The following is a 24,165-nucleotide window of genomic DNA, read 5'->3' as shown; positions in this document are numbered from 1 at the left end:
GATCGCGAACTCAGGGTCCGGTGACCGCCGGGACCTGCGCGAGAACGTCCCGGGTGGCGGCGACGAGCCGTGCGAGCCACGCGTCCGTGCCGACGGCCCGCCGGAGCGGCTCGTTGGGGAGTTCGATGCTCACCGGGAGGCCCGCGGGCAGTGTCGACCAGATGCCGGCAAGCGGGATGCCGCCCGCTCCCGGGACGAGCCGCTCCTCGCGGGCCTGCCGGATCAGTTCGGCGTCGTCGGTGGGCGCCGGCACCGAGCCGTCGCACATCTGGGCGTAGTGCAGCCAGTCCCGCGGGATCGCCGCGAGGTCGGCGGCAGTGGTGCTCGACCGTCCGACGTGCAGCGCGTCCACCAGCACGCTGCGAGCGGGCCCGTCGGCCTGCGAGACGATCTCGACGGCGGCGGTCGCGTCGGGGACCGCCGTCCACGGCATGAACTCGAGGCTCGCGACGATGCCGTAGTTCGCGCACAGTGTCGCGAGCCGGGCGTACGAGTCGGTGAGCCGGGGACGGTCGCGGTCGTCGCCGCCGACGAGCACGGCCCTCGCCCCCAGCCGTGCACCCGCCTCGAGGAGCGGGATGTAGTCCTTCTCGTCGAAATGGGCTCCCAGCCGGATGATTTCGAGGTCGAACACCTCGATCGGCGAATCCTCGAGCCGACGCGCCAGCGCGTCGAGGGCGGCCGGGTCCTCGTGCAGCGGGTAGGCCGTGGTGCCGGGTGCGGCGGGCAGCATCCGGATGCCGATGGTGTCGAAGCCGTGTTTCTCGGCGAGGTCCACCTGCTCGAGCGGCGCGGTGTCGAGCACCGTGAGCGCGGCAAGGCCGAGTGGGGCGGTCATCGCAGTTCTCCTGTCGTCGAGGCGAGGCGGCGACCGGTGAGGTAGCCGAACGTCATGGCCGGGCCGAGATTGATGCCGCCGGACGGGTAGTGACCGCCCATGACGCTGGACTGGTCGACGCCGACGGCGAACAGTCCGAGGATCGGCTGGTCGTCGCCGTTCAGCACCCGGGACGTCGAATCGGTGACCAGGCCCGCGAACGTGCCGAAGCTGCCGGGGACCACCTTGACCGCGTAGAACGGGCCCTCCTCGAGCGGCGCGAGCGCCGGACTGGGCCAGGGGTTGTCGGCGTCTCCGGACGCGACGGTGAACGGTGTGGTGCCACGACCGAAGTCGGGGTCGACGCCGTCGCGGGCGCCCTCGTTGAACACTGCGACCGTCTTCTCGAGACCGTCAGGGTCGACGCCGATCTTCTCGGCCAGTTCACGCACCGTGCGGCCGCGGGTGAGGTAGCCCGACTTCAGGTACGGCCAGGTGGGGATCGGCAGCGGCTTGGCCATGCCGAGCGGGAAGTACCGCAGGTACCGCTGGTCGGCGATCAGCCAGGAGCACACCTCCTCGCCGTCGGGCACCTGCTCGACCATCGCGAGTGTGTAGTCGTGGTAGCCGAGCCCCTCGTTGACGAAGCGGCGCCCGTCCGCGAGAACACCGATGGCGCCGGGCTTTCCGCGGTCGAGGATGTGCGGGAACACGCCCTCCTTGCCGTTGCGGTACCGGATGATCGACACCGGGCAGTACGCGACCGGGGAGGCGACCGAGTCGTCGAGTCGGCCGCCGACCGACTCGCCGAGGGTGATGCCGTCGCCGATGGTCGTGGACGGAGTGAGGGTCCAGTGCTCGCGTCCGGTGGGCGTGCGGGGGAACAGTTCGCGCCGCCGGTCGAGATCATGGGAGAAGCCACCGGTCGCGAGCACGACACCGCGTCGTGCGTGCACGGTGTACGCGCCGTCCGGACCCGCCAGCCGCACTCCGGTGACACTGCCGGCGGAGTCGGTGGCCAGCGCGGTGGCCGCCGTGCTCACTCGGATCTCGACGCCGGCGTCGAGCGCCGACCGCAGCAGTCTGCCGACGAGCGCGGTGCCGTTGACGAGTTGCTGTCCGCGACGCTTGGTGGCGAGGTCGAACAGGTGCGTGGACACCCGGCGGGCGCAGTGCGCGAGCGCCTTCGCCGACCGCGTCGAATGCAGGAACGCCTGCAGGTCCGGGCCGGCCATGATGCCCATGCCGAGGAACGACGTCTCGTAGAGTTGCCGCCGGAGCAGGGCCGCGACGTCGGGTCCGAGTGTCCGCAGGCTCACCGGCTTCGGCCCGACCGAGCGGTGGCCCGTTCCGGCACCCGGTGTGTCGCCGTGGATGTCGGCGATCTTCGCGCCCGGAACGAACTGCAGCGCCGTCTTCTTCTCGAAGAACTCCACCATCTCGGGTGCGCCGTCGAGCAGGGCGTCGACCTTGGCGGCGTCGAAGTTCTCGCCGAGACGGTGCTGAAGATAGGTGCGCGGCGCCGAGCGGTCCTCGTTCACACCGTCCGCGTGCGCGAACAAATTCCGCGGCGTCCACATCCACCCGCCCGACCACGCCGTGGCGCCACCGCACGTGCCCGCCTTCTCGACGACGAGGACGGACGCTCCCCCGTCGGCGGCGGCGACGGCGGCGGACAGCCCGCCCGCGCCGGAACCGATGACGACGACGTCATAGGCCGGGGTGGAAGGATCGGGGGTCATGCGTTCTCCTTGGTGGTGACGGGGGCCGGGGCGGGCGTGAGGTCGACGACCCGGCCGGTGCGGGACGACTCGTAGACGGCGGCGACGATCGCGAGCGAGGCGCGGGCGTCGCGTCCGGTGACGGCAGGCACCCGGCCGGTCAGGACTGCGTCCGCGAAGTCCTGCACCTGGAGGGTGTGGAAGTCGGCGAGTCCGGCGTTGACTTCGGTGACGTCGAGGTTGGCGCGGACGTCGCAGGTGAAGGGCGCCCGGAACTCGGTTTCGCCCGGGACGGTCCAGATCTCGTTGACGCCTTCCCGTCCTTCCGGGAACTCGAGGACGCTCGCGATCGCACCGGTCTGCCCGATCACGGTGACCCGGTTGCCGAGGTTGTGGTTGGCGCCGGTGGTCGCAGTGACGGTGGCGGTGCCGCCCGACGCGAACGACACGACCGCCGACGCGCTGTCCTCGGTCTCGATGTGCTCGCCGTGCGTGTGGGTGCGGATGAAGCCGCTCACCTGGACGGCCTCGCCCATGAACCACTGCAACATGTCGACCTGGTGCACGGCCTGCGTCATGAGGACACCGCCGCCGTCGGTGTCCCACCGTCCGCGCCACACGTCGGCGGAGTAGTAGGCCGACGGGCGGTGCAGGATCACCGACGCCTCGCCGAGCACCGGAACACCGATCCGGCCGTCGTCGATCGCATCCCGGATGCGGCGGGCGGCGGGCCAGAAGCGGCGCTGGAACAGCACCCCGAACGTGATGCCCGCGCGGTCCGCGGCCTCGATCATCCGGTCGGCGGCGGCGACGTCGACGGCGATCGGCTTCTCGCACAGGACGTGGATGCCAGCGCGTGCGGCCGCGACGACGACCTCTTCGTGGACGGGATGCGGCGTGCACACGGTACAGGCGTCGAGTCCGAGGTCGAGCAGTTCCGCGACCGACCCGACGGCCCTCGTGATGCCGTGCGCCGCAGCGAACTGCCGGGCCCGTTCCAGGACGGGGTCGCAGCACCCGACGACCTCGACGCCGGGCACCTGCTGCAACGCCCGGGCGTGGTTGCCGGCGATCTTGCCGCAGCCGACGATGCCGATTCGTAGTGCCATCAGAAGTGCTCCTCGGTTTCGACGTCCCGGACGGCGGACTCGCCGCGGTCGAGACGGTTCAGGGCGTCGACGTCCCCGGCGGTCAGCCGGACATCGAGGGCGGCGAGGTTCTCGGCCTGACGGGCGGGATCGGCCGACCGGACGATCGGGACGGCACCCTGCACGCGGTGCCAGGCGAGGACCACCTGCAGCCGGGCAAGCGACGGGTCCATCTGAATCTGGTTGACGGCCGGGGCCTCTGCCGTCTCGGCGACGACGCGGCGCAGGTGCGTGCCCAGGAAGTTGGAGACGCCCACGTGCCGCACCAGCCCGGCGTCCCGGCAGGCGAGCATCGCCTCGAACGCCGGGACGTACTTGTCGTGGCGTGGCAGCGGCCAGTGGATGAGGAACAGGTCGAGTCGATCGAGCCCGAGGCTCTTCAGGCTGCGTTCGACGGCGCCGCGGATGTCGCCGGACAGGTGATCGCTTCCCCGCAGTTTCGTGGTGACGAACAGTTCGTCGCGGGGCAGACCGCACTTCGCGAGCGCGGCGCCGACGGCGTCCTCGTTCCCATAGATGGCGGCCGTGTCGATCAGCCGGTAGCCGGCCTCGATGCCGGACAGCACGGCCCGGGTGGCCTTCGGACCGGTCAGCGGCCAGGTCCCGAGACCGAGGGGCGGGATCGCCATCATGCGCTGACCTCCTCGCGGGCGCCGGCGGCCGCGGTGATCTTCGCGGCAACGGCGGCCGCGGTGATCTTCGCGGCAACGGCGGCCGCGGTCACCAGCGCGGCGTGGATGGACCCGCCGTCCCCGCTCGCGTCACCGACCGGGTGGACGCCGAGTCGCGGTGCCAGCCCTCTCAGTGCGGCGAGCAGGTCGGCGCGGGGCTCGACGCCGTGCGAGATCAGAAGTTCGCCGGGGGCGTCGACCACCCGCTCCTCGCCGCCGGTCGAGATCACCACCCGGTCTTCCTCGATCCGCGTCACGATCGAAGACAGATGGGTGGTGAGGTTCTCGCTCGCCGCGAGCCGCGGCAGCAGCACGATCTTTCCGCGCCGGCCGACATCGTGGGCGATCGTCGCCTGCGGGCCGATCATGACGACCGTCGTACCCTGCTGGAGCAGGTCGTCGGCGACCGCGGCCGCTTCCCTGTCGGCGCCGAAGATCGTGATCGCCTCGGGTGCGGGGTCGCCGGATTCCAGGAACTCCCGGACGTCGCGGACCCTGCGGGTGCCGGCCCCGGGGAGGTCGACCGCGGGTCCGCGGCCGCCGGTGGCGAGCACGATGGCGTCGAAGTCCAGGCCGGCCAGTGCGGCGGCGTCGACCCGCGTGCCGGGGTGGCAGGTGACGTCGAGGTCGGCGAGTTCGGCAAGGTACCAGTCGACGATCCGCGAATACTCGGGGTACTCGTGGAGCCTGGACGCCAACACGAAATCCCCACCGAGGCTGTCACGTTCGTCGTAGAGGTCCACCCGGTGCCCGGCGACGGCGAGGTCGCGGGCGGCGGCCATGCCGGACGGTCCGGCCCCGATCACCGCGACGCGCACCGGCACGTCTGCCGGCGTCGACGGCTGCTCGAGTTCGCGGCCCACCCACGGGTTGACCGAGCACGGGACGGGTCCGGCGGCGAGGCTGTCGATGCAGTAGTTGCAGGCGATACACGGCCGGTACCGGCCGCCGTCCAGCGCGCGGTTCGGGAAGTCCGGGTCGGCGTGCAGGGTCCGGGCCATGCTGACGAAGTCGGCCTGCCCGGATTCGATGATCTGCGAGGCGATCTCGGGTGAGCTGATCCGGCCCGCCACGCCGACCGGGATGTCGAAATCCCGCGTGTACTGCCGCGAGTAGGGGGCGAGGAGGCCGCGCGGCCACTCACCGGGCTGGATGATCCACTGCCCCGATTCGTAGTTGCCTGCGGAGACGTCGAGGAAGTCGAGGCGGTCGGTGTCGATCGCGTCGATGCGGGCGCGCGTCGCCTCCGCGTCGAGTCCGTCGTCGGTCGCCTCGAACGCCGAGAACCGCAGTCCGAGAGCGATACCCGGGGCCATCGTGCGGACGGCGTCGATGACGCGGTTGACGAACAGCGTCGGGTCGGCCCATTCGTCGTCGCGGTGGTTGTATGCAGGTGAGAGGAACTGGTGGATGAGGTAGCCGTGTCCGCCGTGCAACGAGATGACGTCGATTCCGGCCCGCTGACAGCGCGCGGCGGCCTCGCCGAAGCATTCGACGATGTGCTCGATGTCGTCGCCGTCGAGTTGCTCGGGCATGTCACCGCCGACCACCGCGCACGGGATCGGCGACGGTGCGACGGGGACGAATCCGCTGACGGCGCCCTGCGCGGTGCGGCCGCCGTGGTTGAGTTCCACGCCCACCAGCGCGCCCTGCGCGTGGATCGCCTCGGCAAGTTTCGCGATGCCCGGGATGCGTTCGTCGACGTCGACGCCCATCTGCCGGATGCGACCCTTGCCGTCGGCCCGCACATAGCTGGCCTCGGTGAACACGAGCGCCGCGCCGCCCGCCGCGCGGCGTTCGAGGTACGCGATGTACTCGTCGGTCATCGTGCCGTCGACCTCGCAGTAGTTGCGTTCCATCGGCGCCGACACGAAGCGGTTGCGCAGTCGCACGTTGCCCAGGTCGAGGGGCGCGGCGAACGGGTGCGCGGTCATCGGGACTCCTCCAGGACTGTCGGGGCGCACTGCTCGGCGAGCAGGTCGCCGAGGTGGCGACGCATGCGGTCGGGATCGGGGGTGACACCGGTGAGGAGGGCGAACGTGTCGGCGGCCTGCGCGACGAGCATCTGGCCGCCGTCGAGGACGGCGCAGCCGAGAGCGGTTGCCGCCACGACGAGTTCGGTGCGCAGCGGGCGGTAGACGATGTCGGCGACCCAGAGCCCGGGATGGAGCGCGCCGGTGTCGAACGGCGTTCCCGGATATCCGACCATGCCGATCGGGGACGCGTTGACGACGCCGTCACAGTGCGCCAGGTTCGCTTCGATCGCGTCGAGTCCGATCGCCGTGACCGTCGTCTGCGGGAAGGCGGACTCGAGGCGCGCGCAAACGTCCGCGGCACGGGACGGGTCGAGGTCGGCGATCCGCAGGTCCCGCACCCCGGCGGCGGCGAGCGCGTAGGCGACGGCCGAACCGGCACCGCCGGCGCCGGCGAGAACGACGCGTCCGAGCGCGGCGTCGGGCAGTCCGCGGCGCAGCGCGGCGAGGAACCCGCTGTGGTCGGTGTTGTGCCCGATCAGCAGGCCGTCGCGGACGACGACGGTGTTGACGGCACCGAGAAGACGTGCGTTGCCGGACAATTCGTCGAGGGATTCGGCGACCGCCTGCTTGCAGGGGTGGGTGATGTTGAATCCGGTGCAGCCTGCCGCGACGGCGTGCCGCAGCGTGTCACCGGACCTGTCGACGGGGATGTCCTCCGCGGCGACGTCGATCAGGTCGTAACGGTAGTCGGTGAGGCCGAGGGCGGCGGCCTCGTGTTCGTGCAGCGCCGGGGACAGGGACGTGGCGATCCCTGCCCCGACGAGACGGATCCGGTGCCGGGTGGATTCGGGGTGCATGAAAATCTCCTGCAGAAGTGTCGGTCAGGCGTCGTTGCGGACGAGCGCCTGCTGCCGCGCGCCGCCCGTCGTCGCGTCGGGTTCGCCCAACTGCTCGGTGGGGGTGCGGTAGGTCTCCGGGCCGGTGAGTGCGGCGGCCGAGGACAGCAGGGCGAAGCCCAGGCACATCCAGGCGACCGGGGTCCAGTTCGCGGTGTCGCCCGCCGACAGCCACTGCGCGATGGCCGGGGTGAAACCGGCGACCAGCAGTCCCAGCATGAGGCTCACGGCCATTCCGGTGTACCGGACCTTGGCGGGGAACTGCTCGGGGAAGTACGCGGGGTACACCCCGTTGGGCATTGCGTAGAACAGGCCGATCAGGACGATGCCGGCCGCGAACACCATGGGCGCGCTGCCGGTTCCGATGGCGTGGAAGAACACGAACACCATGCCTGCCGCACCGACGGCGCCCGTGACGAATACCGGCTTGCGGCCGATCCGGTCGGCGAGGATGCCGAACAGCGGCTGGGTGAGCACCGCGACGAAATTGGCCGTCGCGATGGCCCACAGCATCGTGGAGCGTTCGAGCCCGGCGACCTGCACGGCGTACGCCAACGCGAAGACGTTGACGATGGTGTTGATCATCGCGAACGTCGCGCTGAGGCTGATGCGGATCACGGTGCGCCAGTGCGAGCGGAACATCTCGACGACGGGGATGCCCGCCGTGTCGTCGTGTTCCTTCAGCTCCTCGAAGACTTCCGGCTCGTCGAGCTTGCGGCGCAGCCAGACCGCGACACCCGTCACGAAGATGCTGAGCAGGAACGGAACCCGCCAGCCCCACGAGTACAGCGCGTCGTCCGGCAGGGCGGCGACGGGGATGAACACCAGACTCGAGATGACGATGCCGAACATGATGCCGCTCATGGTGAACGAGGTGAAGAACGCGCGGCGCTCGTCCGGTGCGTGCTCGAGCGTCAGCGCGGAGGATCCCGGCGATTCGCCGCCGGCGGACAGGCCCTGCAGCAACCGCAGGAGCACCAGGATGATGGGCGCGGCCATCCCGATCTGCTCGTACGTGGGAAGGCAGCCGACGGCCACCGTCGCGATGCCCATGAGGAGCAGGCAGGCCAGGAGGGAATTCTTGCGACCGTACCGATCGCCGAGGTGACCCCACACCACCGCGCCGAGCGGACGTGCGATGTACGCGACGCCGAGTGTGCCGATCGACAGCAACGTCGCCGTCGCCCCTCCGCCCGGAAAGAAGATCTTCGGGAAGACGAGCGCCGCCGCGGACCCGTAGATGAAGAAGTCGTAGTACTCGAGCGTGCTGCCGAGGAATCCCGAGACGGCGGCCCGGCGGGCGTTCTCGTTCGGTTGTCCCCCGGTATCGCGTGTAGACGTGCTTGCCATGGTGTTCCTTTCGTCCCAGGATCCGGTGTCGCCGCGAGGCGTTCTTCGGAGGTGACTCACCTCACACGAAGTTCCGGACCGTGACGAGCGTGTCATGGCGGACTATGCGCAGTCCAGCGCAAAAAAAGTCTTAGATATAGATCGAAAATGTCCTAATCGGGGGTCGGGAGGATCTCCTCCGACACCGCGAGCGCCACCCGCAGCGCATCGGAGACGCGGCGGGGCGACCAGGCGAGGCCGTGGTTCATGTAGATGGGCTCGCCGGTGAGGGGAACGAACACCGTGCCCGGGGGCGTGATCGCGGCAATGCCCGACGTCATCAGCGCCACGCCGACACCCGTCGCCACCAGCATCAGGATCATGTACGGGTCGGTGATCTCCTGGACGACGCGGGGACGGAACCCCGCATCGACGCACGCCCGCATCGCCACCTCCTGCAACGCCGAACCGGCCGACAGCGGCGTCGTCACGAACCCGTCCTCGGCGAGGTCGCGCAGGTCGATCTGCGGCTCCGACGCGAGCGGGTGATCCGCGGGCAGCACGGCGCCGAACGGCTCCCGGCGGATCAGCCGCGTCGACACCGAGGCCGTCTCGACCGGAAGCCCGACGAACGCGAGATCGAGTGCACCACTGTCCAGTTGGGTGATGGCGTCGCGGGTCATGATCCGCCCGACGAGGGTGAGTTCGATGTCGGGATAGCGCTGCCGGAGCGCGCGGGTGAGCGGCGGCAGGGACAGGTGGTTGAGCACGCCGGTGAAGCCGATCTTGATGCGGCCGTACACACCCCCGGCCGACGTGCGGGTGGCCTGCCGCGCAATGTCGACGCTCTCGAGAATGCGGTAGGCGTGCGGCAGGAACGTGTGGCCCGCCGACGTGAGCGCGACGCTTCGGGTGCTCCGCTCGAACAGCGGCACGCCGATGTCCTTCTCGAGTTTGCGCACCGTCTGACTCAGCGGCGACTGCGCCATCTGGAGTCGCGCGGCGGCCCTGCCGAAGTGCAGTTCTTCGGCGACGGCGACGAACGCTTGCAGCCAGCGAATCTCCATCGGATTCCCTTCGGCGAGTTTGACGAGTGTGGCTCAGCCCATATATTCCAATTCGTACACAGTGCGAAATAGATCATTCTGATTTCGCACATAGAACAAGACTAATGCGCACACAGTCGCGAGGAGAAACCACCATGGTCACGTATCCCGAGGGCGCGACCGCGCTCGTCACCGGCGGCGCGAGCGGGATCGGCGCGGCGTGCGCGAAACGCCTCGCCGACGCCGGGGTTCGCGTCGTCACCGCCGACGTCGCCGCCGGGGCCGACGAGCGCCTCGACGTCACCGATGCCGATGCCGTCGAGAACCTCGCCGCCCGCCTCGGCCGCGTCGACATCCTCGTCAACAGCGCCGGCGTCGTGGGACCGTCGGCGCCGCTGGTGGACGTCGAACTCGAGGACTGGCGCCGCACGTTCCGCATCAACGTCGAGGGGACGTTCCTCGTGTGCCGCGCGTTCGTGCCCGCCATGACCGGCGCCGGATGGGGACGGGTCGTGAACATGGCGAGCATCGCGGCCAAGGATGGTAATCCCGGGCAGAGCGCCTACTCGGCGTCCAAGGCGGCGGTGATCGCGCTGACGAAATCGCTCGGCAAGGAGGTCGCGAAGACCGGCGTCCTCGCCAATGTGGTCGCCCCGGCGGCGGTGGAGAGCCCGATGAACGCCGGCACCGACCCGGCGATCCTCGCGCGCTCGCAGAGCCTCACTCCGATGGCCCGGATGGGACGGCCCGAGGAGATCGCCGAACTCGTCGCGTGGCTGTCCTCCGAGGCGCTCAGTTTCTCGACCGGCGCCGTCTACGACGCCAGCGGTGGCCGGGCGTCGTACTAGCCCGGCGCCCGCTCACAGCCAGCGCGGAGGCTCGGGGGTCTCACCGCCCCCGCCGAGTCCGACGGCGCCGCGACCGGCGGCCCACCGCACCACCGCGGGCAGGGGTCCGGACACCTTCTCGGCGGGCGCGGAATCCGGTTGCACCGCAACGGGGTCACGCCCGTCGACGGCGATCACCAGTCCGCCGCCGAGGTCCTTGCGTCGCCACATGCCGGTGATGTCGGTGAGCAGCGAACCCAGCACCACGTCCGGGAAGTCGCCGAACCGGCCCCCGTTCCCCAGGTCCACGGCATGGATCCACACCTCCCGGGTGCGCATCCATGCCGTCTCCGACACCGGCACCAGACGGCCCTGCGCCGTCCGGACCTGTGCCTCCCACGCCGCGGCCGGCAGGTTCCGCCACTTCTCGTCGAGGCGGGCGACGGTGTGGTCGAACAGGTTCCGCAGCGCCGCCGCCGACAGGGTGGCACCCTCGTCGATCTCGAGACCCCGCTGCTCCGCCGAGGCGTACATCGGGGTCTCCACCCCGGTCGCCGCCCAGTCCAGCAACCGGCACAGCGCCGCGGCGTTGTACCCGACGTGCGCGAGCAGATGCCGCCGCGACCACCCCGCCAACAGGGTGTCGCCGTTCAGGTCGTCGTCGGTCAACTCCGCCAGGCGCTGCGCGAAATACGCCGTGCCGCGGCGGGCGATCAGCAACCGCTCGTCCAGGTCGAGATCGTGAAAACTCACGGCCACTACTTGACGATCGTCGTGTTACGCACCGAACCGAGCCCGTCGATGGTGACCTCGACGGTCTGCCCGTCCTGGATGTAGAGACCGGGCTTGCGGGCGTGCCCGACACCACCCGGGGTGCCGGTGATCACCACGTCACCGGGCTGCAGCGTCACGATGTGCGAGATGTACTCCACCAGCTTCGCCGGGGTGAACACCAGATCGTCGGTGGTGGTGGTCTGCACCACCTGCCCGTCGAGCGTGGTGACGAGGGCGCCGCCGAACGTGTAGGAGTCGGTGGTTGTCAGGAACGGTCCGAAACCGCTGGTCTTCTCGAACGTCTTGCCCTGATCCCACTGCAGCGTGCGGTACTGGTAGTCGCGCATCGTGTAATCGTTCATCACCGAGTACCCGGCGATGTAGGACTCCGCCTCGGCCTCGGGGACCTGGTACGCCTGCTTGCCGACGACGAACGCCAACTCCCCTTCCCAGTCCAGTTGGGCGGCGGCGTAGGCGGGGACGATCACGTCGTCGTACGGTCCGGTCAGTGCCTCCCGGAACTTCGCGAACAGGGTCGGGAACTCGGGCAGGTCCCGGCCCATCTCCTTGATGTGGTTGGCGTAGTTCAACCCGACGCAGATGATCTTCCCCGGGTTCGGGACCACCGGCGCGTAATCCGCGCCGTCGAGATTCACGGTGTCACCGGACGCGTTCTCCGCGATCGACTTCCAGTCCGGATCGGCCAGCAGGACCGACAGATCCGGGTAACCGTCGATGACGGCGGCGGTGGTGTCGGAATCGACGCGGACGGCGACGGTGCCGCCGGCGCGGCGCAGGGTGGCAAGCTTCATGAGATTTCAGGCTCCTTCGGAAATGTACGTGCGGTGAAAGTGCAGGCGCTCGACGATCGGGGCGTCGGAGAACGCGAACAGGTCGAACTCGGTGTCGGCCTCGATCGACCACTCCGTCCAGGAGGGGACGACGATCATGTCGCCCTTCCCGACGGTGCGGGTCTGCCCGCCGAGGACGAACCGGCCCGACCCCTCGAACACCTGATAGACGGTCGAGCCGACGTCCCGGCGCGGGCGGGTGTGGGCACCGGCCCGCAACCGGTGGAACTCGGCGCGGATCGTGGGCATCACGTCCCCGCCGGTGGTCGGGTTGGTGTAGCGGACCGCGGCATGACCGGGTTCGGTGGTCGCCGCGTACCCCTCGTCCTCGAGCGCCAACTGCTCACGCAGCGCCGCGTCGGTGTGCTCCCACCGGTACGCCGCGATCGGCGAGGACGTCTTCGCGTCCAACCCCACCAGCGGCCGCAGCCCCGGATGCACCCACAACCGTTCCGACCGGGACACGTCCGGGGTGGAATCGTCGGTGACGTTCTCCGACCCGAACTCGAAGAACCCGGTGTCGGTGTAGTGCACGAACGGAATGTCGAGGCCGTCGATCCACGCCATCGGCTGATCGGTCTCGTTGTGGTGACCGTGGAAATGCCAGCCCGGGGTCAGCAGGAAATCGCCGCGGCGCATCGCGACCGGGTCGCCGTTGACGACCGTCCACACCCCCTCGCCCTCGACGACGAACCGGAACGCGTTCTGCGCGTGCCGGTGCTCCGGCGCCACCTCCTTCGGCCCCAGGTACTGGATCGCCGCCCACAGCGTCGGCGTCACATACGGCACACCCCCCAGACCCGGGTTCGCCAGCGCGATCGCCCGCCGCTCCCCGCCGCGACCGACCGGGACCAAATCCCCCGCCCGCTGCGCCAGCGGATACAGCGTCGACCACTTCCACACGAACGGCACCGCCCGCGACGTCGGCGTCATCGGCATCAAATCGCCGAGCTGAGTCCACAGCGGATTCAGATGCTCGGCCTCGAAATCGGTGTACAGCTGCTTCAGCGCGGGGTCGTCGTCGACGTGCGGTTCGGTGGCGGTCATGGCATCGACGCTAGGAGTTCAGGTTTCCACGTCGATACAGAATTCTTGTGTGCAGAATCTTTGATCAGGGTTCGAGGTCCGCGATGTCCACCTCGAGTTCGCGGATCGCGTTCTTGATCTGCGACACCAGCGGTCCCTGCGAGTGCTGACGGAAGCGGGTGATCGGCACGGCCACGGTCAGCGCTCCGACGGCGGTCCGGGACCGGTTCCGGATGGCGACGCCGAATGCGGCGACGCCTTCCTCGGTCTGCTGCACGTTGAGGGCGAATCCGACGGCGCGGGCGGCGGACAGGTCCCGATAGAACTGCTCGAACTCGCCGGCAGGCAGACGCCGGTCGCCCCACTCGCGGTCGTCGTCGGCCAGATCGTCCGGCCGCAGGTACAGCTGCGCGAGGGTGTCCCTCGGGAGCTCCGCCAGCAGAATCCGTCCTCCTGCCGTCAATTCCGCGTCGAGGACCTGCCCCTGACGGTCGCCGACCCGCAACATTCCCGCCGACTCGGCGGACGACAGGAAGCGCGCCTGGGTGCCGACGCGGATCACGAGGTTGACGGTCTCGCCGCACAGGATCGCGAGCGCCTCCATGTGGGGCCGGCAGAGGTCGTTGAACTCGCGTGTCCACCCCCGCTGCGCCGGGCCGGCCCCCATCGCCGCCCCGGGGTGGTACCGGCGTTTCTCGTCCTGAACGGCGAAACCCCGATACACCAGCATCGCCATCAGCCGATGCGCGGTCGATGGTGCGATACCGAGTTCCTCGGCGGCGTCCTTGATCCGCAGCGCTCCGACGTCGCGCAGCATCTGCAGCAGGCGCAGGGCGTTGTCGACGGACTCCAGCATGTACGCCGGCTTCTCGATGGTTTTCTTCTTCTGCACAGCAGAACTTTATTGCACGGCCGCTGTGCGCCGCATCACCCTCGATACATGCCCCTCTGCCTCCCCACGTGAGTGCCGCCGTGTGCCCCGGCACGCTTTGCCACTCACCTGCCCCGAACGATCGAAACGAAGGAACTGTCATGTCGAACCTGCAGGACGCACGCATCATCATCGCCGGAGGCGGGATCGGCGGCGCGGCCAACGCCCTCGCCCTCGCCAGGAAGGGCGCGAACGTCACGCTGTTCGAACGGGCCACCGAATTCGGCGAGGTCGGCGCCGGACTGCAGGTCGGACCGCACGGCGCCCGCATCCTCGACTCCTGGGGTGTGCTCGACGACGTTCTCGCCAAGGGCTGCCTGCCCAAGAACATCGTGTTCCGCGACGCCGTGACCGCCGAGGTGCTCACGAAGATCGACCTCGGCGCCGAGTTCCGTGCCCGCTACGGCGGACCGTACTTCGTGACCCATCGCAGCGACCTGCACGCGGCGCTCGTCGACGCCGCACGTGCGGCGGGCGCCGAACTGCACACGGGCGTCACCGTCACCGACGTGGTCACCGACGGCGACCGGGTGCACGTCAGCACCGACGACGGCCGCACCCACGAGGCCGACATCGCCCTCGGCATGGACGGCCTCAAATCCCGGCTGCGGGCCAAGATCTCGGACGACGAGCCGGTGTCGTCCGGCTACGCCGCCTACCGCGGCACCACGCCGTACGACGAGGTCGACCTCGACGAGGACATCGAGGACGTGGTCGGGTACATCGGACCGGGATGCCACTTCATCCAGTACCCGCTGCGCGGCGGGCAGATGCTCAACCAGGTCGCGGTGTTCGAATCGCCCGGCTACAAGAACGGGGTCGAGAACTGGGGTGGCCCCGAGGAACTCGAGCAGGCCTACGCGCACTGCCACGAGAACGTCCGCCGCGGCATCGACTACCTGTGGAAGGACCGCTGGTGGCCGATGTACGACCGCGAGCCCATCGAGAACTGGGTGGACGGGCGGATGATCCTGCTCGGCGACGCGGCACACCCCCCACTGCAGTACCTGGCGTCGGGGGCGGTGATGGCGATCGAGGACGCGAAGTGCCTGGCCGACTATGCTGCCGAGGACTTCTCCGCGGGCGGTGGCAACTCCGCGTGGCCGCAGATCCTGAAGGAGGTCAACACCGAACGCGCACCGCGCTGCAATCGCATCATCACCACCGGGCGCATGTGGGGCGAGTTGTGGCACCTCGACGGCACCGCCCGCATCGCGCGCAACGAACTGTTCCGCACCCGCGACACGTCGAGCTACAAGTACACCGACTGGCTGTGGGGTTACTCGTCCGATCGCGCGTCATAACCGCCTCCCCGGCCGGAGGGTTCGGCAGACTGGGTGAGTGACCCTCAACCTGGTGCGAACCCGTGTGTGGCGTGATGGGGAGTGCGTCGGCAAGGACTTTCCGCTTGCCGACGTGTCCGAGAAGGTGCGGGACGAGAACGCGCTCGTGTGGGTCGACCTGTGCGATCCCGACCACGAATGCCTGACCGAGTTGGCGAACGAATTGTCGCTCGATCCGAACGCCATCGAGGATGCCGTCGCCCGCGGTGAGCGACCGAAGGCGACGCGTTACGCGGGCCACGCGTTCGTGACCGCGTACGCCACCTGGTTCGACGCCGAGGATGCCGTCACGCTCGGCGTCCTCGACTCACGGCTTCGGCTCAGCCGGGTGTCGGCGTTCGTGCTGTCGAACGGGATCATCACGGTGCGGCGGGACGACCGGTTCGACATGTCGCAGGTGGTGGAGCGCTGGGAGGAGGACCCCGCGCTGCTCACATCGGGTTCGGGCGCGCTCGCGCTCCTGCACGGCCTGCTCGACGCGATCGTGGACGGCCAGTTCGAGACGATCGAGACCATCGACGACGCGATCGAGGCGCTCGAGGAGGGACTGTTCCACGAGTCCGCGCGGACCAGGGAGATTCAGCAACGCACGTACCGGTTGCGGAAGGAACTGGTGCAACTGCGTCGCGTCGTGCTGCCGATGCGGGAGGTCGTGGGAGCCGTCATCCGCGGGCGCGCCGAATCCGAACGCGAGCGGTCACCGGTTCTCGACAGCTTGTACACCGACCTCTACGACCACGTGACGCGCGCCGCCGAGTGGACGGAATCATTGCGCGACATGGTGGTGACCGTGTTCGAGACGAATCTGTCGCTGCAGGACGCCCGGCTCAATACCGTCATGAAGAAGCTCACCGGGTGGGCGGCCATCATCGCTGTCCCCACCGCGGTGACGGGGTGGTTCGGTCAGAACGTCCTGTTCCCCGGGGTCGGGCAGGTGTCGGGGACGATCGCCAGCACCGTCGTGATCGTGACGTCCGCGAGCCTGCTCTTCGTCCTGTTCCGCCGGCGCGACTGGCTGTAGCGGTCGGGACGGGCACGCAGTCAGGGTTCCGTCTTCGCTCCCGGTGACCCGGTTTCGCCCGCGGCTACGGCGGCGGCCTCTGTCATCAGGCGGGTGATCTCGGCACGGTCGGCGTCACCGGGAAGTCCCCAGCCGGTCCGGTAGCCGTAGAGTTCGGCGAGCGTGATCGAGCGGCGGTTGCCGTCCGCGACCTCGACGTCCGACGCCGTGATCAGCCCGGGATGCGCGACACCACACGCCTCCGCCACCTTGAACACGTCGCGCCGTAACGCCCGCAGGTAGTTCGCTGCCCGAACCGACTTGATGTCTGCGTCGAGTCCGTGCGCAAGCCAGGGGCTTTGGGTCGCTACACCCGTCGGGCACCGATCGGTGTGGCACTTCTGCGCCTGAATGCACCCGACCGCGAGCATCGGCTCACGCGCCACGTTGATCAGATCGCAACCGAGAGACATCGCCGCCACGGCGTTGTCGGGCAGGCCAAGCTTCCCCGAGCCGATGAACGTGATCTCGTCGGCCAGACCGGCCTCCGCGAATTTGGCGTAGACGCGTGCAAAGCCACTACGGAAGGGCAGCGAGACAGCGTCGGTGAACACCAGCGGTGCAGCGCCGGTACCGCCCTCGCCGCCGTCGATGGTCACGAAGTCGACACCCCGCCGAGAATTGCTCATCGCCTCGACGAGCAGGTCCCAGAACGTCGGGTCGCCGACCGCGGACTTGATCCCGACGGGCAGCCCCGTCTCGGCGGCGAGGAGCTCCACCCAGTCGAGCATGCTGTCGACATCGTGGAAGGCCGTGTGCCGGGACGGGCTGATGCAGTCACGGCCCTCGGGTACACCTCTGATCTCGGCAATCTCCGGCGTCACTTTTGCTCCCGGCAACAGGCCCCCGAGGCCCGGTTTCGCTCCCTGACTGAGTTTGATCTCGATTGCCCGCACCGGCGCCGACTCGACCAGCGCCCGAAGCCTCGCCAGGTCGAATCGGCCGTCCTCGTCGCGGCAGCCGAAATACGCGGTCCCGATCTGGAAGATCAGATCTGCCCCGTTCCGGTGGTACCGGGAGATGCCCCCCTCCCCGGTGTTGTGCAGGCAACCGGTGGCAGCGGCACCACGGTTGAGCGCGACCACGGCCGCAGACGACAGCGCCCCGAAACTCATGGCCGATATGTTCACGATGGAGCGCGGGCGGAAGGAGTGTGCCCGGCCGCGGGCGGCACCGAGCACCTTCGCGGACGGGATCGCGAGGTGTTCGTCGGCATGAGGAACCGCCGAGGGAGGAATCTCCGAGAACGTCCGGTGTTTGATGATGGTGTAGCCGTCGGTGAACTCGATGTCGTTGTCCGTTCCGAAACCGAACGTGTCGGTCACTCGCTTCGACGACGCATACACCCACCGACGCTGGTCTCGGGTGAAGGGACGCTCCTCGTCGTTGCCGGTCGTAATGTACTGCCGGAGCTCCGGACCGAGCGATTCCAGCAGGTACCGGCCGTGCCCGAGCACGGGGAAATTCCGGAGCAGGGCGTGACGTCGCTGAATGAGGTCGTACGACGCGACTGCGGCCGCAGCGGCGGCCGGTAGTGCCAGGACGTTCCACCGCTTCATGAATTCACCGTACGCGCGGGCCGCCACTCGGATCGGCTCCTCGCGCCGATTTCATCCCGGCACGGACCCCGAAGGCGAAGCCGGCTGCGACGCGGCCAGCAGCACCCGGAGATTGTCGGTGACCACACTGGCCGAGATGGTGGGATCGATGGCGCGCTGAATGCCCAGTCCGACACCGAGACTGAGGATGCTGCCGGCCGCATCCTGCACGGGCACGGGCAGGGCGACCCCCAGTGAGTCGGTGAACGATTGCAGCAACGTCACCGTGATCTCCCGCGCGGCACCGAGGGTGGCGGTGAGGGCGTCGCGGAGTTCGGGGTCGTGTCGGGACAGCACGATCAGTTCGAATTCGAGCATGGTCCATCCGACGTCGCCGAGCGTCCTCTCCGCCCAGGCCTGGAACGCCTCGAGTCGCTCCTCCATCGTCTCGCCGCCACCGAGCGCCTCCGCGATCTCCTGCCCCTTGGTGGCGTGGATGAGCCCGAGCACCTCGAGGCACAGTTCCTTCTTGTTCTTGAAGTTGGAGTACACCGCCCCCTTGGAGTAGCCGGCCTCGTCGGCCACTTTCTCGAGTGAGGTGGCCGCGTACCCGTCGGCGAGGAAGAGGTCGCGGGCGGTCGCGACGAGATGCGCCCGCGTCCGCGCCTGACTCTCCGACCTGGTCAATCGCGCCATGCTCACCCTTTCTCCGAAGCCCCTGCGAGAATATTCTACTTTTCATATACCGCCGGTATCTGGTTTCTGATAGCTTGCTAGATATGACTTCGAGTGACACACAACTCAGCCGCGGGCTGGTGATCGGTTGCGGCGGCACGCTCGGCGCAGCCTGGACGGTGGCGGCCCTGGTCGCCGTGAGCGACGCCCTGGGATGGGACCCGCGCGACGCCGACGTGCTCGTGGGCACGTCCGCGGGCGCCGAACTCGTCACCATGCTGGGCGGCGGGGCCGGCGTCGACGAACTGCTCGCGATGCAACTCGGCGGGGCCACCCATCCGGCGCTCGACGGACATCTCGCCGCGACGCCGGGACGGTTCCCGCCGCTCCCGGCGCCGGGCCTCGGTTCACCCGGTCTGCTGCGCCGCGGACTGCCGCCCGTCACCGCCGCGAGCGGACTGCTGCCCCGCGGCCGCGGCGACGCCGCCTGGCTCGACCGGCTCGCGCAGCGGTTCACGGGCGAGTCCGGCTGGGTTCGCCACCCGGCGACGTGGCTGGTGAGCATGGACTACGACACGGGTGAACGTGTCGCATTCGGCTCACCCGGCGCACCGGCCGCGACCCTGTCCGAAGCGCTGCGGGCGTCGTGGGCGATTCCCGGCTGGTATCCCCCGATCCCCCTCGGCGATCGCCGGTTCGTCGACGGCGGCGCGGCGTCCACGGCGTCCGCCGACCTCGTGCTGCCCCTCGAACTCGACGAGGTGATCGTGCTGGCACCGATGGCGTCCACCGGGCGCATCGCCGGCCGCGGGGCCGCCCGCGTCGAACGCCGGATGCTGCGGAACTGGATGAGTGCGGGCCTGGATGCCGAAGTCGCGAGGCTGGAGGCGGCAGGTACGCGGGTGATCCGGCTCGACGCGACCGCCGAAGACCTCGCCGTCATGGGCCCGAACTTCATGGACGGCCGGCGCCGGCTCGCCACCCTCGAACATTCCCTCGTCACCACCCGAGCCCAGCTCGCGAACGGAGTCCGCGCATGAACCACTACGACATCCTCATCGTCGGTGCCGGGATCTCCGGCATCGGGGCCGCCATCCGCTTGAAGCAGAGCGGGATCGACAACTTCGCCGTTCTCGAGAAGGGGGACGCACTGGGCGGGACCTGGCGCGACAACACCTACCCGGGCTGCGCGTGCGACGTCCCCTCGGCCCTGTACTCCTATTCGTTCGCGCCGAACCGGGAGTGGTCGCGGTTGTTCGCCGGGCAGGAGGAGATCCGCCGGTACATCGAGCGCACCGCCACCGAACACGGGGTGCCCGCCCACGTGAAGTTCGGAACCGAAATGCAGCGCGCCGAGTGGAGCGAGCAGACAAGGCGGTGGACGGTGGACACGTCCGCGGGCACGTTCACCGCGAACGCCGTCATCGCCGCCGCCGGGCCGTGGAACGAACCGCTCGTTCCCGCGATCCCCGGTCTCGACACGTTCACCGGCGAGGTCTTCCATTCCTCCCGCTGGAACCACGACTACGACCTCGCAGGCAAACGCGTAGCCGTCGTCGGAACCGGTGCCTCCGCAGTGCAATTCGTCCCGGCCATCCAGCCGAAGGTCGGGGAACTCCATCTGTATCAGCGGACCGCGCAATGGGTGCTGCCGAAACCCGACCACACCCTGCCCGGCGTCGAGCGCACGATCCTGCGCCGCGTACCGGGTGCGATCCGCGCGCTGCGACGCCTCGAGTACGCGATCATGGAATCTCTCGGGCTCGGCTTCCGGCACCCGTGGATCCTGCGGGTCGTCCAGCAGATCGGCAAGGCGCAACTGCGTGCCCAGGTACGGGATCCGAAGCTGCGCAAGGCGTTGACGCCCGACTACACGCTCGGCTGCAAGCGACTGCTGCTGTCCAACACGTACTACCCCGCGCTCACCCGCCCCAACGTCGAGGTGCACGCCAACGCCGTGCAGTCGGTGCGCGGCAACGTCGTCGTCGGCAGCGACGGCGCCGAACGCGAAGTGGACGCCATCATCTTCGGTACCGGATTCCACATCCTCGACATGCCGATCGGGTCCAAGGTGTTCGACGGCGAGGGCCGCAGCCTCGACGACCACTGGAAGGGCAGCCCGCAGGCGTACCTCGGCACGACCGTCGCGGGCTTCCCCAACGCGTTCGTCCTCCTCGGACCCGCCCTGGGCACCGGACACACGTCGGCGTTCATGATCCTCGAGGCGCAACTCGACTACCTGATCCAGGCGGTCACCCAGGCCCGGAGCAACGGGTGGACCAGGATGGAACCGCGCCGGGACGTGCAGGACGCATTCAACGCCCAGGTCCAGGAAGCCCTGGCCACCACCGTCTACAACGCCGGTGGCTGCCAGAGCTACTTCCTCGACGTCAACGGCCGCAACAGCTTCAACTGGCCTTGGTCGACCGACCGCATGCGGCAACGACTCGGCCGGTTCGACGAGGCCGCATACGACGTGTCGCGTGAGCCTGCGCCGGTTACAGCGACTTCGCGATAATTCCCTTCATCACCTCGTTGGCGCCCGCGTAGATCTTCTGGACGCGGGCGTCCTCGTACATCCGGGCGATCAGGTACTCGCGCATGTACCCGTAGCCGCCGTGCAACTGCACACACCGGTCGATCACCGCGCACTGCTGCTCGGTGAGCCAGTACTTGACCATCGCCGCCTCGGACGGGTCGAGTTCACCGCGCAGGTGCGCCTCGATGCAATGGTCCAGGAACACCGCACACGTACGGGCAATCGTCTGACACTCGGCGAGCTCGAACGCCGTGTTCTGGAACTCGAACAGATTGTGCCCGAACGCCTGCCGCGACTTCGTGTACGCCACGGTGTCCTCGACCGCACGAGTCATCGCCCCGGACGCCTGCGCGCCGATGATCAACCGCTCCTGCACCAGTTGCGCCATCATCTGCCCGAAGCCCTGCCCCTCCTCGCCGAGCAGATTCGACACCGGCACCCGCACATCGGTGAACGACAACTCCGACGTGTCGGCGCCGTGCTGACCGACCTTGTCCAGGACCCTCCCGACGGCGAACCCGGGACAGTCCCGCAGATCGACGATCACCAGGGACACCCCCTTGGCGCCGGCCTTCGGGTCGGTCTTCACCGCCAGCACGATCACGTCCGCCGACGCACCGTTGGTGATGAACGTCTTCGAGCCGTTGATGACGTACTCGTCGCCGTCCCGGATCGCGGTGGTCTTGATCGCCTTGAGGTCCGAGCCGGCGCCGGGCTCGGTCATACCGATGGCGCCGAGGATCTCCCCGGTCGCCATGCCCGGCAGCCACGCCTGCTTCTGCTCCTCGGTGCCGTACTCGACGAGGTAGTGCGGGACGATGCCGGAGTGCACGGAGATGCCGAGCGCGAGGTCACCGGCGTAACCCTGGGCCTCGAACACGGCGAGGTCGTGGGCGAACGTGCCCCCACCACCGCCGTACTCCTCCGGGATCGAGCAGCACAGCAACCCGAGCTTGCCCGCCGCCAGCCACACCTCACGGTCGATGCGGTGCTGGGCGTCCCACTTCTCGTGGTGCGCGACGACCTCGCGTTCGAAGAACCCCGCCGCGAGCTCGGACAGGGCCTTCACCTCGTCGTCGTGCCAGGAAGGTGTGTGCTTCTTCATCGTCCGCCCTGTGCCCTAGATGCGCTTGAAGAGGGCGGCGAGGGCCTGGCCGCCGCCGATGCACATGGTGACGATGCCGAGTTCGAGGTCGCGGCGCACCATGTCCTTCGCGATGCGCAGGCTCAGGATCGCCCCCGTCGCACCGACCGGGTGACCCAACGCGATCGCCCCGCCGTACGGGTTGGTCTTCTCCGGGTTCAGCTTCGCGTCCCGGATCACCGCGACCGCCTGCGACGCGAACGCCTCGTTCAGCTCGATCACGTCGATGTCGCCCGGGGTGGTCCCGGTCTGCTCGAACAGATTCTGCAACGCCAGCACCGGGGCGTATCCCATCAGCGCGGGATCCATCGCCGCCGTCGCGACCGCCTCGAGGGTCACCAGCCCGGTCAGCCCCTTGTCCCGCGCCGCGGACTCGGTGGCCAGCACCAGCGCCGCAGCGCCGTCGTTGATACCGGACGCGTTCCCGGCGGTCACCGAGCCGCCCTCCTCGAACGCCGGCCGCAGCTTGGCGAGGGCCTCGAGGGTGGTGTCGGGCTTGGGGTGCTCGTCGACGTCGACCGTCTTCGGTCGCCGGCCGCCGATCTCGACCGGGGTGATCTCCTCGGCGAACGCGGCCCTCGCCGCATCGGAGGCGGCGCGGCGCTGGGATTCGACGGCGAACTCGTCCTGCTGCTCCCGGCTCACGTCGTACTTGCGGGCGACGGCCTCGGCGGTACGGCCCATGTGGACGCCACCGAACGGGTCGGTGAGGATCGCGACCGTGCCGTCCACCAGCTTGCGGTCACCGAGCTTGTACCCGGAGCGGGCCGAGAAATCGTAGAACGGCATCCGCGACATGCTCTCGTCGCCGCCGGCGAGGGCGAAGTTCACCCCACCCCAGCGCATCTGCTGCGCCGCCGACCACACCGCCTGCAGACCGGACCCGCACAGCCGGTTGACGGTGTACGCCGGGGTCTTCTCCGGGAGTCCCGCGGCCAGGGCCACGCGGCGGGCGTTGTAGGCGTCCGGCCCGACCTGACCGATGCAGCCCATCACCACCTCGTCGATGTCCGCGCCCGGCACCCCGGCACGGTCCAGTGCGGCCTTCGCGGCGGTCGCACCCAGTTCATGGGCGGGCACGTCCTTGAACGCGCCCCCGAAGCTGCCGATCGGGGTCCTCGCGCCGTCGACTACGACGATCGGTTCAGGAGAATTCATGACGTGCCCTTCCGTCTCTCTGCCAGTACGGGGAGATAGTAGGACTTCAAAGTACCTGGCGGTTCACGCAGGGCCTCAGGCACGTCACCGGGTCAGTGCCCGCGAATCAGATCGGCGCACTTCTCAGCCATGGTCATGACCGTGATGTTGGGGTTGACGTACGGCAGTTTCGGCATCGCGGACGCGTCCACCACTCGCAGATTGCGCACCCCCTTCACCCGCAACTCCGGGTCGAGGACGGCCGTCGGGTCGGTGGCCGCACCCATCCGGGCGGTCCCGGCGGGGTGATACACCGTGTTGTGGGTGCGGTGCGCGTAGTCGATCAGTTCGTCGTCGGTCTCCGCCTCCGGACCGGGAGCCAGTTCCCTCGTGATCCAGCCCCGGAGCGGTTCCTGCTCGGCGATGCGGCGCGCCAGCCGGAACCCGGCGAGCATCACGGCCTCGTCGTGACCGTCGGGATCGGTGAAATACCGGGGGTCCACGCGCGGGCGATCCCGGAAGTCGCGGGAGCGGAGCCGCACCGTTCCGCGGGAGAGTCCCTGCGTGACGTTCGGGGTGAGGCAGAATCCGTTGTCCGTGGTGGGATACCCCCACCGGAGGGTGTTCATGTCGAACGGCACGCTGCCGTAGTGCATCATCAGGTCGGGATGGTTCAGCCCCTCCTCGGTGGTGGCGAACAGGCCGATCTCCCACCA

The 24,165-nt window shown here is 69.1% G+C and carries 22 protein-coding genes; 5 read left to right on the top strand and 17 right to left on the bottom strand.

Features of this window, described 5'->3' with window-relative positions:
- Positions 1-10 precede the first annotated feature (10 nt).
- The 8 genes from MLGJGCBP_RS22580 to MLGJGCBP_RS22545 all read right to left on the bottom strand — a co-directional run bounded on the left by MLGJGCBP_RS22580 (position 11) and on the right by MLGJGCBP_RS22545 (position 9,625).
- Positions 11-838, bottom strand: a complete 828-nt coding sequence (locus MLGJGCBP_RS22580) for a sugar phosphate isomerase/epimerase family protein (protein ID WP_160098140.1) — start codon at positions 836-838, stop codon at positions 11-13.
- Complete coding sequence (locus MLGJGCBP_RS22575) at positions 835-2,559, bottom strand: FAD-dependent oxidoreductase (protein ID WP_160098138.1); 1,725 nt, start codon at positions 2,557-2,559, stop codon at positions 835-837. Before MLGJGCBP_RS22575 ends, MLGJGCBP_RS22580 begins: the two co-directional genes overlap by 4 nt.
- Positions 2,556-3,647, bottom strand: a complete 1,092-nt coding sequence (locus MLGJGCBP_RS22570) for a Gfo/Idh/MocA family protein (protein ID WP_160098136.1) — start codon at positions 3,645-3,647, stop codon at positions 2,556-2,558. Before MLGJGCBP_RS22570 ends, MLGJGCBP_RS22575 begins: the two co-directional genes overlap by 4 nt.
- On the bottom strand, positions 3,647-4,318 hold the full coding sequence (locus MLGJGCBP_RS22565; RefSeq protein WP_160098134.1) for an aldo/keto reductase: 672 nt from the start codon (positions 4,316-4,318) through the stop codon (positions 3,647-3,649). Before MLGJGCBP_RS22565 ends, MLGJGCBP_RS22570 begins: the two co-directional genes overlap by 1 nt.
- Positions 4,315-6,291 carry an oxidoreductase gene (locus tag MLGJGCBP_RS22560; RefSeq protein WP_160098132.1) on the bottom strand — a complete coding sequence of 659 codons (1,977 nt, stop codon included), beginning with the start codon at positions 6,289-6,291 and terminating at the stop codon, positions 4,315-4,317. Before MLGJGCBP_RS22560 ends, MLGJGCBP_RS22565 begins: the two co-directional genes overlap by 4 nt.
- The gene (locus MLGJGCBP_RS22555) at positions 6,288-7,190 is read right to left on the bottom strand and encodes a shikimate dehydrogenase (RefSeq protein ID WP_160098130.1); all 903 of its coding nucleotides are present in this window, start codon (positions 7,188-7,190) and stop codon (positions 6,288-6,290) included. The genes MLGJGCBP_RS22560 and MLGJGCBP_RS22555 overlap by 4 nt, the downstream gene beginning before the upstream one ends.
- A gap of 24 nt (positions 7,191-7,214) precedes the next feature.
- Complete coding sequence (locus tag MLGJGCBP_RS22550; RefSeq protein ID WP_160098128.1) at positions 7,215-8,579, bottom strand: MFS transporter; 1,365 nt, start codon at positions 8,577-8,579, stop codon at positions 7,215-7,217.
- A 152-nt stretch (positions 8,580-8,731) separates the two neighbouring features.
- Positions 8,732-9,625 (bottom strand): LysR family transcriptional regulator, encoded by an 894-nt coding sequence (locus tag MLGJGCBP_RS22545; RefSeq protein ID WP_160098126.1) that lies wholly within the window; start codon positions 9,623-9,625, stop codon positions 8,732-8,734.
- Positions 9,626-9,759: 134 nt separating this feature from the next.
- Between MLGJGCBP_RS22545 and MLGJGCBP_RS22540 the strand changes: the two genes are divergently transcribed.
- Positions 9,760-10,452, top strand: coding sequence for an SDR family NAD(P)-dependent oxidoreductase (locus tag MLGJGCBP_RS22540; protein ID WP_087557135.1), 693 nt, complete (start codon positions 9,760-9,762; stop codon positions 10,450-10,452).
- 12 nt (positions 10,453-10,464) lie between these two features.
- Here the strand turns inward: MLGJGCBP_RS22540 and MLGJGCBP_RS22535 are convergent, their stop codons facing one another.
- The 4 genes from MLGJGCBP_RS22535 to MLGJGCBP_RS22520 form a co-directional block, all read right to left on the bottom strand.
- On the bottom strand, positions 10,465-11,184 hold the full coding sequence (locus MLGJGCBP_RS22535; protein WP_160098124.1) for a maleylpyruvate isomerase family mycothiol-dependent enzyme: 720 nt from the start codon (positions 11,182-11,184) through the stop codon (positions 10,465-10,467).
- Between the two features lie 5 nt (positions 11,185-11,189).
- Positions 11,190-12,017 (bottom strand): fumarylacetoacetate hydrolase family protein, encoded by an 828-nt coding sequence (locus MLGJGCBP_RS22530; RefSeq protein ID WP_160098122.1) that lies wholly within the window; start codon positions 12,015-12,017, stop codon positions 11,190-11,192.
- 6 nt (positions 12,018-12,023) lie between these two features.
- Positions 12,024-13,103: a cupin domain-containing protein gene (locus MLGJGCBP_RS22525; RefSeq protein WP_160098120.1), complete on the bottom strand. Its 1,080-nt coding sequence runs from the start codon at positions 13,101-13,103 to the stop codon at positions 12,024-12,026.
- A gap of 64 nt (positions 13,104-13,167) precedes the next feature.
- Positions 13,168-13,974 carry an IclR family transcriptional regulator gene (locus MLGJGCBP_RS22520; protein WP_160098118.1) on the bottom strand — a complete coding sequence of 269 codons (807 nt, stop codon included), beginning with the start codon at positions 13,972-13,974 and terminating at the stop codon, positions 13,168-13,170.
- A 140-nt stretch (positions 13,975-14,114) separates the two neighbouring features.
- Between MLGJGCBP_RS22520 and MLGJGCBP_RS22515 the strand changes: the two genes are divergently transcribed.
- On the top strand, positions 14,115-15,317 hold the full coding sequence (locus MLGJGCBP_RS22515) for an FAD-dependent monooxygenase (protein WP_160098116.1): 1,203 nt from the start codon (positions 14,115-14,117) through the stop codon (positions 15,315-15,317).
- A 37-nt stretch (positions 15,318-15,354) separates the two neighbouring features.
- On the top strand, positions 15,355-16,377 hold the full coding sequence (locus MLGJGCBP_RS22510) for a magnesium transporter CorA family protein (protein ID WP_160098114.1): 1,023 nt from the start codon (positions 15,355-15,357) through the stop codon (positions 16,375-16,377).
- 20 nt (positions 16,378-16,397) lie between these two features.
- Here MLGJGCBP_RS22510 and MLGJGCBP_RS22505 read toward each other — a convergent pair whose 3' ends face one another.
- Together MLGJGCBP_RS22505 and MLGJGCBP_RS22500 are read right to left on the bottom strand one after the other, a co-directional pair.
- Positions 16,398-18,002 (bottom strand): FMN-binding glutamate synthase family protein, encoded by a 1,605-nt coding sequence (locus MLGJGCBP_RS22505; protein WP_160098112.1) that lies wholly within the window; start codon positions 18,000-18,002, stop codon positions 16,398-16,400.
- Positions 18,003-18,026: 24 nt separating this feature from the next.
- On the bottom strand, positions 18,027-18,650 hold the full coding sequence (locus tag MLGJGCBP_RS22500) for a TetR/AcrR family transcriptional regulator (RefSeq protein ID WP_160098217.1): 624 nt from the start codon (positions 18,648-18,650) through the stop codon (positions 18,027-18,029).
- An 83-nt stretch (positions 18,651-18,733) separates the two neighbouring features.
- Between MLGJGCBP_RS22500 and MLGJGCBP_RS22495 the strand changes: the two genes are divergently transcribed.
- Both MLGJGCBP_RS22495 and MLGJGCBP_RS22490 read left to right on the top strand, forming a co-directional pair.
- A complete protein-coding gene (locus tag MLGJGCBP_RS22495) occupies positions 18,734-19,669 on the top strand; it encodes a patatin-like phospholipase family protein (RefSeq protein WP_160098110.1) in 936 nt (311 codons plus the stop codon).
- Positions 19,666-21,147 (top strand): flavin-containing monooxygenase, encoded by a 1,482-nt coding sequence (locus MLGJGCBP_RS22490; protein ID WP_160098108.1) that lies wholly within the window; start codon positions 19,666-19,668, stop codon positions 21,145-21,147. Before MLGJGCBP_RS22495 ends, MLGJGCBP_RS22490 begins: the two co-directional genes overlap by 4 nt.
- On the opposite strand, the gene MLGJGCBP_RS22485 is transcribed toward MLGJGCBP_RS22490, so the two are convergent.
- The 3 genes from MLGJGCBP_RS22485 to MLGJGCBP_RS22475 all read right to left on the bottom strand — a co-directional run.
- A complete protein-coding gene (locus tag MLGJGCBP_RS22485) occupies positions 21,128-22,273 on the bottom strand; it encodes an acyl-CoA dehydrogenase family protein (protein ID WP_160098106.1) in 1,146 nt (381 codons plus the stop codon). The two genes, MLGJGCBP_RS22490 and MLGJGCBP_RS22485, sit on opposite strands and share 20 nt — an antisense overlap.
- Before the next feature lie 15 nt (positions 22,274-22,288).
- Positions 22,289-23,470, bottom strand: coding sequence for a thiolase family protein (locus MLGJGCBP_RS22480; protein WP_160098104.1), 1,182 nt, complete (start codon positions 23,468-23,470; stop codon positions 22,289-22,291).
- Positions 23,471-23,562: 92 nt separating this feature from the next.
- A partial coding sequence (locus MLGJGCBP_RS22475) for a GMC oxidoreductase (protein ID WP_236581276.1) occupies positions 23,563-24,165 on the bottom strand: 603 nt, incomplete at its 5' end.

The organism is Rhodococcus sp. T7, assembly GCF_009872365.1.
Taxonomy (GTDB): Bacteria; Actinomycetota; Actinomycetes; order Mycobacteriales; family Mycobacteriaceae; genus Rhodococcus_F.
Note: the sequence above shows the minus strand (reverse complement) of the source record. Positions and strands in the feature narration are given on the sequence as shown.